General features: G+C 48.9%; 13 protein-coding genes, 1 tRNA gene and 3 pseudogenes. 8 read left to right on the top strand and 9 right to left on the bottom strand.

Going from position 1 to position 13,000, the window contains the following annotated elements:
- Positions 1-38: 38 nt before the first annotated feature.
- Positions 39-115, top strand: a tRNA-Arg gene (locus J5067_RS14540).
- Positions 116-514: 399 nt separating this feature from the next.
- Here J5067_RS14540 and J5067_RS23240 read toward each other — a convergent pair.
- The 4 genes and pseudogenes from J5067_RS23240 to J5067_RS14525 all read right to left on the bottom strand — a co-directional run.
- Positions 515-631: pseudogene (locus tag J5067_RS23240) on the bottom strand (integrase domain-containing protein); the annotation flags it as partial.
- A gap of 429 nt (positions 632-1,060) precedes the next feature.
- Positions 1,061-1,306, bottom strand: coding sequence for a helix-turn-helix transcriptional regulator (locus J5067_RS14535; RefSeq protein ID WP_264628260.1), 246 nt, complete (start codon positions 1,304-1,306; stop codon positions 1,061-1,063).
- A 259-nt stretch (positions 1,307-1,565) separates the two neighbouring features.
- Positions 1,566-1,868 (bottom strand): type II toxin-antitoxin system RelE/ParE family toxin, encoded by a 303-nt coding sequence (locus tag J5067_RS14530; protein WP_264651411.1) that lies wholly within the window; start codon positions 1,866-1,868, stop codon positions 1,566-1,568.
- Between the two features lie 3 nt (positions 1,869-1,871).
- A complete protein-coding gene (locus tag J5067_RS14525; RefSeq protein ID WP_264643778.1) occupies positions 1,872-2,132 on the bottom strand; it encodes a type II toxin-antitoxin system Phd/YefM family antitoxin in 261 nt (86 codons plus the stop codon).
- A gap of 327 nt (positions 2,133-2,459) precedes the next feature.
- On the opposite strand from J5067_RS14525, the gene J5067_RS14520 reads away from it, so the two are divergent.
- Positions 2,460-3,365, top strand: a complete 906-nt coding sequence (locus J5067_RS14520; RefSeq protein ID WP_264651410.1) for an Rpn family recombination-promoting nuclease/putative transposase — start codon at positions 2,460-2,462, stop codon at positions 3,363-3,365.
- An 88-nt stretch (positions 3,366-3,453) separates the two neighbouring features.
- Here J5067_RS14520 and J5067_RS14515 read toward each other — a convergent pair.
- A pseudogene (locus tag J5067_RS14515) lies at positions 3,454-3,630 on the bottom strand (hypothetical protein); the annotation flags it as partial.
- A gap of 588 nt (positions 3,631-4,218) precedes the next feature.
- Between J5067_RS14515 and J5067_RS14510 the strand changes: the two are divergent.
- Positions 4,219-5,013: an MBL fold metallo-hydrolase gene (locus tag J5067_RS14510; protein WP_264628097.1), complete on the top strand. Its 795-nt coding sequence runs from the start codon at positions 4,219-4,221 to the stop codon at positions 5,011-5,013.
- A gap of 28 nt (positions 5,014-5,041) precedes the next feature.
- On the opposite strand, the gene J5067_RS14505 is transcribed toward J5067_RS14510, so the two are convergent.
- From J5067_RS14505 to J5067_RS14495, 3 genes are read right to left on the bottom strand one after another with little or no spacing between them, the layout of a single operon-like run.
- A complete protein-coding gene (locus J5067_RS14505) occupies positions 5,042-5,881 on the bottom strand; it encodes an SDR family oxidoreductase (protein WP_264643488.1) in 840 nt (279 codons plus the stop codon).
- A gap of 2 nt (positions 5,882-5,883) precedes the next feature.
- A complete protein-coding gene (locus J5067_RS14500; protein WP_264651409.1) occupies positions 5,884-7,080 on the bottom strand; it encodes an MFS transporter in 1,197 nt (398 codons plus the stop codon).
- A gap of 5 nt (positions 7,081-7,085) precedes the next feature.
- Entirely contained in the window at positions 7,086-8,219 is a 1,134-nt protein-coding gene (locus J5067_RS14495) for a metallophosphoesterase (RefSeq protein WP_264643490.1), read from the bottom strand.
- A 162-nt stretch (positions 8,220-8,381) separates the two neighbouring features.
- On the opposite strand from J5067_RS14495, the pseudogene J5067_RS14490 reads away from it, so the two are divergent.
- Both J5067_RS14490 and J5067_RS14485 read left to right on the top strand, forming a co-directional pair.
- Positions 8,382-8,585: pseudogene (locus J5067_RS14490) on the top strand (LysR family transcriptional regulator); the annotation flags it as partial.
- An 81-nt stretch (positions 8,586-8,666) separates the two neighbouring features.
- Entirely contained in the window at positions 8,667-9,317 is a 651-nt protein-coding gene (locus J5067_RS14485; RefSeq protein WP_264651495.1) for a LysR substrate-binding domain-containing protein, read from the top strand.
- 18 nt (positions 9,318-9,335) lie between these two features.
- On the opposite strand, the gene J5067_RS14480 is transcribed toward J5067_RS14485, so the two are convergent.
- Complete coding sequence (locus J5067_RS14480) at positions 9,336-9,827, bottom strand: DUF2938 domain-containing protein (RefSeq protein WP_264627614.1); 492 nt, start codon at positions 9,825-9,827, stop codon at positions 9,336-9,338.
- Positions 9,828-9,906: 79 nt separating this feature from the next.
- Between J5067_RS14480 and J5067_RS14475 the strand changes: the two genes are divergently transcribed.
- From J5067_RS14475 to J5067_RS14465, 3 genes are all read left to right on the top strand, one after another.
- The gene (locus J5067_RS14475) at positions 9,907-10,305 is read left to right on the top strand and encodes a helix-turn-helix domain-containing protein (protein ID WP_264627610.1); all 399 of its coding nucleotides are present in this window, start codon (positions 9,907-9,909) and stop codon (positions 10,303-10,305) included.
- A 422-nt stretch (positions 10,306-10,727) separates the two neighbouring features.
- Entirely contained in the window at positions 10,728-11,954 is a 1,227-nt protein-coding gene (locus J5067_RS14470; RefSeq protein WP_264651408.1) for a VWA domain-containing protein, read from the top strand.
- A 220-nt stretch (positions 11,955-12,174) separates the two neighbouring features.
- On the top strand, positions 12,175-12,966 hold the full coding sequence (locus J5067_RS14465; RefSeq protein WP_264627771.1) for a hypothetical protein: 792 nt from the start codon (positions 12,175-12,177) through the stop codon (positions 12,964-12,966).
- The last annotated feature ends 34 nt before the right edge of the window (positions 12,967-13,000 follow it).

Genomic DNA, 13,000 nt, shown 5'->3' with positions numbered 1-13,000 from the left:
CCACTATGGTTATCCACCATAGTGACATCGCAATATATGCGCCCTTAGCTCAGTTGGATAGAGCAACGGCCTTCTAAGCCGTAGGTCACAGGTTCGAGCCCTGTAGGGCGTACCATTTCGAAGTAAACAGACGTCAAGCGACGTCTTTTTTTATTCCTAAAATTCAGTGAATTAGCTATAAACTCGCTGTTTTCAGTCAACCAGACTCTACCGACATCTACGTACATCAAGTAGGATTTATTGGTATAAGTGATGGTACAAGCCCGTTCAATGAATTCTTATACCAACAGCCAGCGTATGCCGACACCTCAATATGGAGATCTGCTATGCCACTCACCGATGTAAAAGTCAGAAGTGCCAAACCAGAAGACAAGGCTTATAAACTTACCGATGGTGAAGGGATGCATCTGATGGTGTAAGTATCCCGGTAAACCGAACCATGCACTTTTAGAGATTTTCGCTACATGTAATCTTCTACAGCAAGGCTCCTCAACCATAAACCTGTACTATATATCTCCCGTGTCCAAGCATATCGCAGGGAATGCGGTGAATATGGCCCTTTTAATCCAGCAAGCACAGTTTGCGATCGTCATCAATTCATCGTGCTTTTTAGGCTAGGTTTATCGAACAGTGCTCTTGGCAGGCGTATTACGCTGGCGATGCACTGTGCCAAAATCCTCAATCAAGCCACTAAGGCGCTGCGCTTGTTAGCTCCCTAGCGGATTTCTATGGCATAGAAATCCGCTAGGGAGCATAGAAGTCTATCGGTGACAGAATACGTTCTCTGGAGATATTGCTATCGGTTGTATTTTCATTAATGCACTCCTCCATACTGATGGAGTGATCTCGAAAAATAGACCATGAATTATCGAACTCAATGAAGAGGGGTCTCTTTTAATTTGTCACCATCGAGCTCTCTGTCGCTCGCCCAAACACATTGCCCCACTAACTCGCCCCACGGTATTGGGTGAGTTGGTGGAGCGAGGCATGGGGCAGAAGAAGGTGGCCGCGTTGCGACCATGCGCCGGAAGGTATACCTCCCGGCTTGAATGGCTGTCCTTTAATCTACTGCACTATCGCCATCTTTCCTACGTTGCCTGTTGAGATAGCGTGAAGGCCAGATCGCTTCAGGACGTGTATGCAAGGCTTCTGCAATTAATCGTTCTCCCTTAGGCCAATGGCGCAATAGCGTATTTCCCAAAGTAGATGATGCCAGCCCGGCCTGTCGGGAAACTGCTGCCAGTGTTGTGCCCTTCTTTTTTAAACCAGCGATGATATCTGCCGGATGCCAATCTTGTTGTGCCATCGAAAGCTCCTTAGGTTGATGCCCGGCCAGCGTCAGTGAAATTGCTTATCTGACTAAGGCGTAGTATTTAGGCACTTCCGTTGTAGCATTCGCTAAGCGGTATTTTCTTGAGAGTTACTAAAGAGGGAAAACCGGGGTATTACTGATAGCTGATGTAAAAATAGCATCTCTCCCGCGTCCCACCATCACTGGCTTATGGTGGGACGCGGGAGATAAAAGCGGGCTCAAAATCATCAAACGAAGCCGAGGGCAGGCGAATTTATAACCGCTGGCTTAGATGCTTTGCCGGAACCTGGCTCTGGTGCAATATCGCCAATATCAGGATATCTGAACCTTCAGCAATGTAGTAAATCATATGGCTAACATGTGGGAAGCTGTATATTTCTTCATCGAATTCTTCGGTGCGGTTTTGCCCCATAGTTGGCATTTCAGCTAAGCGAATTAGCACTGTTCTTGGGCGAGCCAGGTAGTCTTTTGATTGCTTGGAACCCCAGTTCTTTAGGGTGTAATCACGGATACTGATAAGATCGCGTTGCGCTTCGCCAGTTAACCGGTAACTCACGCTTTAATCCTTATATTGATCCATTAATTCATCGAAAAACGCGTCGCCATCAACGACATTTCCTGCATCGGCATCATTGCGAGCACGCTGAATTTTGGCCTTTAGCAGTTGCAGCTTCATCGCTTCCATATGCTCATAATCTTCAACGGAAACGACGACAGCAACGGGTTTGCCGTTGCGGCTGATCTGTACTGGTTCTCGCTGTGCTTTGAGCAACATATCACCAAACTGAGTTTTGGCCTCATTGGCTGTGAGAGTATGCATGACATCACCAAATCGCATGAATCGTTCGTTCGTTCGATTCGTTCGATTCGTTCGATTCGTTCGATTCGTTCGATTCGTTCGATTCGTTCGATTCGTTCGATTCGTTCGATTCGTTCATTGTAGCTTTTGTCTAATTATTAGTCACCCTCTTTTGTCCTATAAAAGGCCACCCAACCTATCCGTTGATAGGTCGCGGTGTTGAGCACTGCATTCCGGCGTTGTATCGGCAATTACAGGCGGTAAACTGAGCAGAAGTAGCCTCCTATTGAGGAACCCGATAGGTCAGGATAGCTACACTGCTGCGGATAACATCCAGAGTCCGCGCTAATGAAAAAAGCCAACAAAACCACCTTCCCGCACGATGCGACATTTAAGCAGTTTTTGACGCATCCGGAGTCCGCCCGAGATTTTATACAACTGCATTTACCTGAAAAGCTGTTGGCGCTTTGCGATCTCACCACCTTGAAGCTGGAGTCCGGCTCGTTTGTTGAGGATGACTTAAGAGCGTTTTACAGTGATGTGCTTTACAGCCTACAGACCTGCGTAGGAGCAGGGTATGTTCATGTGCTGATTGAGCACCAAAGCAAGCCGGACAAGCAGATGGCATTCAGGCTGATGCGCTACGCGATTGCCGCGATGCAGCGGCACCTTGATGCGGGAAACAAGAAACTGCCTCTGGTGATCCCGATACTGTTTTATGTGGGCAAGCCGAGCCCTTGCCCGAACTCCACCAACTGGCTACAACTGTTCGACGATCCGGCTTTAGCCAGGCAGCTATACAGTGAAGATTTCCCGCTGGTTGATGTGACGATCATACCCGATGAGGACATCATGCAGCATCGCAGTATGGCCGCGCTGACACTGATACAAAAGCACATTCGCGAACGGGATTTGTCTGACTTGATGGACCGACTGGTAACGATTATGCTGACGACTAACATGACCAGACAACAGGTCATATCGCTGATAAATTACATGGTACAGGCAGGCAACACATCAAATGCTGAAGCTTATGTAAGGCAACTGGCACAACGTGTGCCGCAACATGGAGATGAACTGATGACCATAGCGGAACAGTTGGAACAGAAAGGTATTGAAAAAGGTATCGAGAAGGGTGGGCGCGAAGCAACGTTGAAAATAGCCAAAGCCATGCTGCAAAAAGGAATGGATTTCGCCACTATCATGGAAATGACGGGGCTATCTAAAGAGGACTTGGCTAAATTCGGCCATTGATACGCATTCTACTGGCGCATCTTTTACCGCCCAGAGGCGGCCTCTGCACTATGTGCAAAGGCTAATCTCAACCCTGTTCATTCAAGCTTCATCGAACAAACACACAGTCGCCCTCTAAAAGACTCCCCCTATCTGCCGCCTTCACAAAATCAGCCCACCATTGCATCAAGGGGCGGAGTTGTTCCAGATAGTCGCTGCGGTTATAGGCGCGGCGCACCTCGTTTTTATCCACATGGGCCAGTGCAGCCTCAATCACGTCGGGTGGATTTCCACTAACGAATGGAAGATAGCCGTGAATTGGATTACCGAACATTTAAACGCCTTCGAACCACAAACTGATTCATCTGAGCTCAATTCCCAGAATCAGAAGACCTGGGATAGCTGGTTTGACGGTGAAAAGATAACACATGATTTCATACCGGAACGAGAGCAACCAGACGCACAGACCAGAGACGACAACTGACACTTATGTGCTATCGCTTCACTCCTGCAACACCTTAACGTCGACACAAAACGACATGTTGGTATAAATGTTGGTATAAAATTTATCGAACACGATTTATTCATTTAAATTCAATGTAATGAATAGCCAATTCGAATCCTGTAGGCCATCAAAATCAGTCAGTCACCTAATAAAAACCAATCAAATGACTACGCTCGGATGTCCTAACGGGTGCTATAGCAATCATAACGGACATGACGCTTCCCATGAAACTAACAGAATTCAACGGAACAAGAATCTGCGTGCTTGCCGACGATATGAACAAAAGCGAATCGATTGAAATCGCTTTAATAGTGAATTAATCTTCGCTTACCCTTGTGTTACCGTCACTCGCAACACATAAGAAAAAGAATGCCACTAAAAATCACGGTTCTTCTTGAAAATCGTCGAGGGAAAGATTCCCAATTAATAGCTAAAGCTGGATTAAGCCTGCTGATTCAAGACCAAGATACCACCGTGCTCTTTGATACCGGCCCAGATGCCAGTTTTGTTCACAATGCCACACTGATGGGCGTAGATCTGGCGAATATCGATGCCGTTGTATTGTCACATGGGCACTACGATCACTGTGGCGGCGTTTCAGCACTTCCTCATGGCACTCGTATTATTTGTCATCCCGCTATTATCGATAAACGCTTTTCATCTGTTACTCTTTTTGGCTATACACCAAAAATAAAGAAACTGTCTCTTGATATTGATTATTCTCCCTACCGAATGCAATTCTCTCGTACTCCATTGGACATTAGCCAATCGATAATGTGGTCTGGAGAGATTCATATAAACAAACCGCATGCCTATGGCGTATTAGCAGGAACACCAGACTCGCCTGATTATATTCAGGATGAAGGTGTGCTGATTTATAAATCTTCGCGAGGATTAGTCATTGTAACGGGCTGCGGGCACCGGGGAATTGGTGGGATTGTAGAACACTGTAAAAATATTACTGGCATCAACCAGGTTTACGCGTTGATCGGTGGTTTTCATCTTCGATGCGCTTCGCCCTCTACATTGCTCAGCACGAAGAAACTGATTGCCGAACAGCGAATCGAGAAAGTCATGGGTTGTCACTGTACCGGATTATGGGGACGACTGTGGATACCAAACATGACATCGCCAATGACGGGCGATGTCATTTATCTAGACTGATTGAATAAAGCGCACGCGCTCTGGAGCCTCAGCGCTTTAGCCAGCGTTCAAAATCGTCTTTCCAGTCAGGATGCCAGCGAGACAGTGCCGGACGGTTCTCAAGCATGTCCTGACAGGCCCAGAGAATACGTTTTGCATCTGTCTCGCAGCTGACGGCGTTATCGGGGCAAATAATATAGAAATCACCGTGTTCAAACCGGGGAACAAAGTAGTCAATGACCTGTGCCGCCGTCCATGCTTCATCAGGCTTGATCCCTTTGCGTTCGTCCATGCCGGGGTCATTCATAGCTGTCCACGTGTAACCCGGAACAAGTAAATGCGCGGTTAACCTGCTCCCGGTATCCATCAGTAACTGGTGTGATAATTGCTCTGTCAGTACCTTCACGGCAGCTTTTGAGGCATTGTAGGCGGCAAACCCAGGTGGCGTGGTAATGCCTTCCTTTGACCCCAGATTCACCACCGCACCGCGCTCCTTCATCTTAAGCATCTCTGGAAGGAACAGATGCTGGGTGGCCACGATTGAGGTTAGGTTAACGGCCATCTGATGTCGCCACCGATCAGGCGAATCGCAGGCACCTGCGGCAACTTTGGCACCGGCATTATTGAAAAGCAGATTAACTTTTCCGTAGGTACTGTAAGCCGTTTTGTGCAGTTGTCTCAGGTCCTCCTCCCGGGTGACATCACCGATGACCAGTGTAATTTCAGTGTCAAGTTCATCGGCCAGCACCTGAAGAGCTTCCCGATCGCGGTCGAACAGGCAAAGCTTCATGCCCTGATGTGCAAACTCGCGTGCCGCTGCTGCGCCAATCCCCCTTGCGGCTCCCGTAATCACGGCAACGTTTTCTGATTTAATGACTTTTTCATTCATGATTAACTCCGTCGTGTGATGTAGACAGAAAGGGACATCAGGATAAGCGCAAGAAGGGAAAAACCCGCACCAACCCAACCGGTAGAAATCCAACTTCCTCCAGAGGCGATGACCAAACCACCTGCGGCTGCGCCCAGGGCGTTTGAAATATTGAAAGCGCTGTGCGTCAGCGATGAGGCCAGTGTCTGGGCCTCACCGGCAATGTCCATCATATGCGACTGGAGCGCAGGCACGAGAGCAAACCCGCCCCCCAGCAAAAACAGCACCATGAGCGTCGGCAGTTGTAGGGAGCCCGTCAGAGAAAACAGAACCAGAAAAACCACATTCCATATAATGATGCCAAAGATCGATGGGATAAGCGCTCTGTCGGCTAGTCGCCCTCCGATAATATTACCGGCAACCATACCCGCCCCCCAGAGAATCAGGATCCAGGGTACGGCTGACAAAGAGAAGCCAGCCATTTCGGTCAGCGCGGGGGTGATAAAGCTGTATACTGCAAACATACCCGCAAAACTGACTGAAGCCACCGCAAACGTCATCAGTATCTGGGGGCTACGCAGCGCCCCAAGCTCTTTAACGGGAGATGCAGTACCATCAGCAGCAATGGAGGGAACGCACAGCGAAACGATTGCTGCCGTCAGCACCAGTCCCGCAAACACGCCCCAGAAAGACATTCTCCAGCCCAGAACCTGTCCAACCCAGGTAACCAGCGGAACGCCCGCCACGTTTGCCACCGCAAGCCCAAGCATCACATAGCCGATATAACGTGCCCTATGCTGTGGTGATACCATAGAAGCAGCAACCAGAGCCGACACGCCATACCATGCACCATGAGGCATTCCGGAGAGGAAGCGAGCAGTCAGCATGGAGGGAGCGTTCCACGCCATGGCACTAAATGCATATCCAACCATGGCAATCATCAGCAGAATGAGCAGAAGTATTTTGCGTGGCAGTCGCGCACCCAGTACAGCGATAGCTGGAGCACCGATCACCACACCAGCCGCATACGCGCTGATGTAGCCACCGGCTGCTGGAATCGAAACATCCGTGCCCTGAGCGAGATCGGGCAGAAGGCTCATTGGGGCAAACTCCCCGGTACCGATGCATAATCCTCCGGCACCGAGCGCAAGCATTGCGGGCAAAAGACCTAAGGGTGGGCGGATACGTCCATCTGCCCCTATCATGCTGTTTTCTGACACTGAGTCTAACTCCTGAGAACGTGATTTGTACTGTGCAGGGTGATGAGTGTTATTTCTGACTGCTTGCCAAGGCGAAAGGGAAATCCGTTCCAAATCCCTGTACCGTTACTCACGTACAGCGTCATCGCTCCCAGAGGGTACTGGCCTGATACAAACCCGTTGTTGGCGGATCCGATGAGTTTATCGAGTCCGGAAATCATGCCTCCGTGAGTGTGACCAGAAAGCTGGAGGCTAACGCCCATCTCTTCGTTTTGTCGGGCGTTTCCCGGACGATGATCAAGCAGAATGACCGTGTCATCAGGACGGCGTGCTGCCAGGGCATCATTCAGTTGGGGACCCTGCAACCCATATTTCGGAGCGACAGCATCAGTAACGCCAGCAAGGTAGATTGCAGCACTCCCCTGGGTAATACGGGTAGCGGAATTGTTCAGGAAGGTTAACCCGAGTTTTTCGAATGTTTTCACCCAGTCCGGGGCACAAAAATAGTACTCGTGGTTACCTGTCACAGCCCAAACCCCGTGTTTTGCGCGCAGGTCGCCCAGAGGTTCAATGTCCCCATAGCGGGACATCACCCAGCCGTCAACCATATCCCCAGTGAGAACGATAAGATCGGCGTTGAGGGCGTTGGTTCGGGTGACCACGTCCTGTACCCAGTTCCGAGGCAGAAGTCTGCTGGAATGGAGGTCGGCGAGTTGAACTATCGAGAATCCTTCAAACTGAGGAGGCAGCCCCTTAAGCGTTATCCGGACGTGATTGACCTGCGGGGCCCTGATGCCCTGCCAAACAGCGACTGATGACAAAATGACGGCCACGGCCAGCAACAGCCCCCGTAATCCAGACTGGTGTGTGAGAGGCTGACCGAAAAGTATCCTTAAAATAAGGTAGAGTGCGTCACGGAGCAGGAGAAGCCCAGCCAGAAAAACGGCCACACCAAAGAGCCATCCCACCAGGATCATCAGCGGCCGAGACAACTCAGGAGAAAACATATTTCCAGTCAGAAGCCGAGTAAACCAATGGAACTCACACACTGCCGCAATCAATAAACCAATGATGATTTTCAGGACAAGTGAAATGGTTAGCGGCCTGACAAATCTGAAAAGCAGGTATAATGCAGGAAGCAGAGTCCAGATATGGAACACGTGAATCTCTCCAGGAGGTCTGATGAAAAAGCATCCCCCTGAGAAGATCGCTGGTGGGTTGCATCTCTATGTTGAATCCATCTAAACTTAACATTCCTTAAAGGCGATTTTGTGTCATTAAATTTAATGACACGTTGAAATCAACTCAACGGTCCATTATCTATGCCAGCCAAAACTCCCACCACGCTTACCCGCAGCGACCTTGCCGACCTCAATGCCTTTTTAATCACAGAAAGAATGCGCAGTTTTACCAAAGCAGCGGTTGAACTGGGGATTACTACTTCGGCCCTCAGCCATTCCATACGCAATCTGGAGACCCGCCTTGGCGTCCGGCTGCTTAACCGAACCAGCCGGACCGTTTCACCGACCGAAGCCGGGACCACTCTGGCACTGCGACTTACCACTGGGTTCAGGGAAATTGGCGACGCCCTGGAAGAGATAAACCTTATGCGAGATCGCCCTGTAGGTCGGCTGCGACTTAACGTGCTGAGCGATGGTGCCCGTTTGGTTATTGCCCGACATCTTCCGCGCTTTATCAGCAAATATCCTGATGTTGAAGTCGAAATCAGCGTGGACGATCGCATGGTGGATATCGTGTCCGAGGGCTTTGATGCCGGGATACGTTTCGGTGGCACAGTACCTGAAGACCTGGTTGCCGTTCGTCTTGGCGGCGAACTTACATGGGTGGCGGTGGCTTCTCCACGGTATCTTTACCAGCACACTCCCCCTTCCATACCGGAGGATTTGCGACTTCATGACTGCATCCAGATGCGCACTGGGCAGGGGATTATCTACAGGTGGGAGTTCCGCCGGAAAGAGGATTATCGCGTGGTGGATGTAACAGGGCCTGTTTGTGTCAGCGAAACGGCGCTGGCTATCGAGCTGGCCCTGTCGGGAGTCGGTATTGCCTACTGTTTGAAAGACAGAGTGCGTGATTATATCCGCGATGGCAGTCTCAGGGTCGTCCTACCAGAATGGTCCCCCATCGAACCGCCGATGTATCTCTATTATCCGGGGCACCGACGACTGCCACAGGGTTTGAAAGAACTGATTGAGGTACTGCACGAAGAAATCACACACACAGACAGAAAAGGCTAACGGAACAGCAGACCACGGTTAAGGCCATGAGAATACGGTCAGAACAGTGGCCATGCCATAAAGTCCGATTCCATATACCAGATGCGTCACAAGGCTTAACAAGCGCGCCAACCACGGGCGGGAGGTGCGGGACGCCGCGATGCCAAAGCCAAACGCGGGCTGTAGCATCATGAACGGAGCCGGTAACGTTAACACACCGACCAGCAGACCCGTTAACAGACAAGGTTCATGAAACCAGCCTCCTCCGGCCAACATAAACGGTATAGACGCAAAAAGTATTCCGGTCAGGTAATGAAATGCCCAGCCAGTAAAAATCTCTCCTTGCATTCGGGACGTCGAGACGATTGTGTGATGCCAGAATTTTCCTCTGGGGAGCCATAAAATCCAGCGACCAACCAGCGCATAATTCAGTGGCGGAACGTTCAGTAGGTGTTTCTGACACCATGACCATAAATCCATGACCAACGTTGCGCCGATACCTGTTATGACCGTTTGAAGAACAAGAATCATATCCAATGTCTGCTTCCTTTTTTGATGACATACTAAACTGGGAACCAGTGTGCAACTTAAAGTAAGGTTCAAGTCAACAATGAAAGAACTGGATATCCGAGAGATTGCTAACCTTTCTGGCGTTACCCCCTCAGCGTTGCGGTTTTACGAAAAGAAAGGATTAATCACACCTGTTGGCCGCAATGGCCTGAGGAGGCAGTACCATGAAAACGTGCTGAATAAACTGCAACTGATTGGGTTAGGACAGGCCGCTGGGTTTTCTCTGGATGAAATGGCTACGATGTTCAATACGGAGGGTAAGGTTGCTATCGACCGCGAGTTGCTCCACCAGCGCGCTAAGGAGATAGACAACACCATTCGCAGGTTGCAACTGTTAAGTCGGGGGCTGAAGCATGCTGCCCGCTGTACAGAGCCGGAGCATACTCAGTGTGAAGAATTCAAGAAAATTGTCTCGAGAGGGCTTCGACTTCTCAGGTAAATATTTCTTAGCGGACAACCGATACGCTCCCCATCGAAAACGGTTAAGCAGAATGGAACGTGCCTGATGTCTAAAATGGCACTCCTCCTCAAGCATAAATTAACTGTGTCGCTCTGGTTTTACTTCCTTATTTATCCGCACCGTAGCACCCCGCAATTAAAACAGGAAAGCTAATGATATAAACATCTAAATAAATGAATTGATATACACACAACAAAACACCGAGGGACACATCGCCATATAAAAAACTCATTTACAGCGCATCTCGCAAAAAAAGAAAAAACAATATATTTTTAGTGACTTTATATTGCCAATATCTATTTTAAATAGCATGTATAACCGAGATAAGCGCCATACCTGCGTGCGCTCCTCTGCGCTTAAGCAAACGCTTAGCGAGTGATAGACAAAAGGAGATTGGCATCATGTCGTTACAAACAGGTCAAAACCAGATCCTTACAACCTCGCAGTTGACACTGAGAATAAAATACACCACTCCATCTGGCTTTCATGGACAGGTAGATAACACTGTATTTCTGATCAATAAGTACACCATGATCAACATGGATGAGGACATGGTATTTTTAAATCAACCTAACCTGCCCGATCACAATATAGCTCCAGAGGGTATTCCACATGAAAGCACTATCTCATTGGATCTCAGCAAAATTGACGCAGACGTCAGTAAAATTTCAATAATTATCGCTATCGACGGTGATGACGGTGAAGGCATTTCTGCACTTAGTAGTCTGATGCTGATCGCGGAGAATATTGCTCAATTCAGCCCAGAGATTCAGCACTGTCACGAGCAGCTGATGGTACTTGCAGAGATTTATCGCCACGAGGGAGGGTGGAAACTGCATGCCGCGGGGCGGGCGCTCAGCAATGGGATTGAATCGCTGTTACAGAACGAGGAGATGCCCACGCAACCACCGGCTGTCATCAGTCTGGAGAATAGGCTGAGGGTAACAGCACCACGGTTGGTCCGCATAGCAAAAACGGTCATAGCCTGTCTGAGAAAGTGTGAACTGGAAACACTGAAAGCAAAAGTGGCCTTTGTGTTAGATGCCTCCGGCTCGATGAGTAGACAGTTTAGTCGTGGTTACGTACAGGCTGTACTGGACCGCATTGCGATACTGTCAGTCGAGTTCGACAATGATGGCTCAATGGATGTGTGGGCTTTTGGTCAACAACATGCAAAGTACCCGAATGTAACGCTCGAAAACCTTGACGACTACATCACCACGATACAACAGCAGGGAGAAAGAGTCGGAAGGGAGATCTTGCCGGGATTAGGAGGTAGGAATAATGAGCCGCCGGTAATGGAAGAGCTCATTGACACGTTCTATAACAGTAAATTACCCGTATATGTCGTCTTTATCACTGACGGTGGCATCAATAAAACCCGAGAGATCAAAGATGCGATCCGCCGCTCCGCCAACTACCCTATTTTCTGGAAGTTCGTCGGCCTCGGCGGCTGTAATTATGGCCTGCTGGAAGTTCTGGATACGTTTACCGACAGACGACTTGATAACTCCCATTTCTTCGCCATCGACGACTTTGCCACGATGTCAGATGAGTGTTTGTTCGATCTTTTGCTGGAAGGGTTTAAACCCTGGCTAGATAAGGCAAAGGAGGCACAAATCCTTTAATCCTCCGCGCGCCATGGGACATTGATGCCAATCACGGCGATGAAATATTTTTATGAATAATATGCTATCGAATAATTCATCACCCATATCATCCTAAAGATTTGTGAGAAATAACCGTTAGTATTAAGAAGATAGAAATGATACGTCTCTCACATTCAAGCATATTTTCAGGACAGCGTTGTCAGATGCTCTGGCATCCTGATACTCAGGAGAACAAGGAATGATCGATAGCATAGCGACCTCTGGATTGCATAGCGTGACCTATTCAGGACAAAATAGCCGTACGGTAAACAGCCAACCTGAACAACAGAATATCGAGGATCGTCATTCGGTATCTGCTGGGGAAAAAAGCGATCTTCAGACGGTGCATATCAGCCAAGAGGCCCTTACTAAATTTCAGGCGTATGCGGAACAACAAAAGGCGGATGGTGCGGCATCCACCTGGCAAAGAACGGCTGAAGGTGCAGCCGTTGCTCAACAGGGCCCGGTTAGTGAAGCAGAGCAAACCGCACGGGAAGCGCTTATAGCCGCTAGCCATGAAGAAATGCGAGTCGAACACGCCAAAATGTCGTATCAGGTGTGGGGAAATCTTTCAGCGGTAACTGACGAGATTGATCAGACTTATTCCTCTTTCCTGGACCAACTTGCCGAAGATAACCCCGATTTAAAGGACGCGTATTTTGGATTCAGTGTTAATAAAGATGGAACACTATTTGTGACGCAGGCAGAAGGGTTGAATAAAGAACAAATTGAGCGGTTGAATAAGGCATTGAATGACGATGATGGATTAGTCAAATTGGCTAATGATCTAGCCAACGCACAAATTGCGGTATTCGACTTCGAGCGCGGATTCAACACGCAAAAGACATTTAATCGAGATAACTACGGTCAAACCATTGATATGGGTGTTGATTTACTCACAAGGTATCTCGCGCGCTCCGCCCCTCATGATGAGTCTGCGTCAGACATCCATCAACGGAATTGGGATAGCAACTGGCTAAACCAATTGTAATACCGCTGCTGCCTAAGCAAGCGATAACGAAATG

Source organism: Candidatus Symbiopectobacterium sp. NZEC151 (assembly GCF_025962655.1).
Classification (GTDB): Bacteria; Pseudomonadota; Gammaproteobacteria; order Enterobacterales; family Enterobacteriaceae; genus Symbiopectobacterium.
This window is presented reverse-complemented; position numbering and strand designations above follow the sequence as displayed.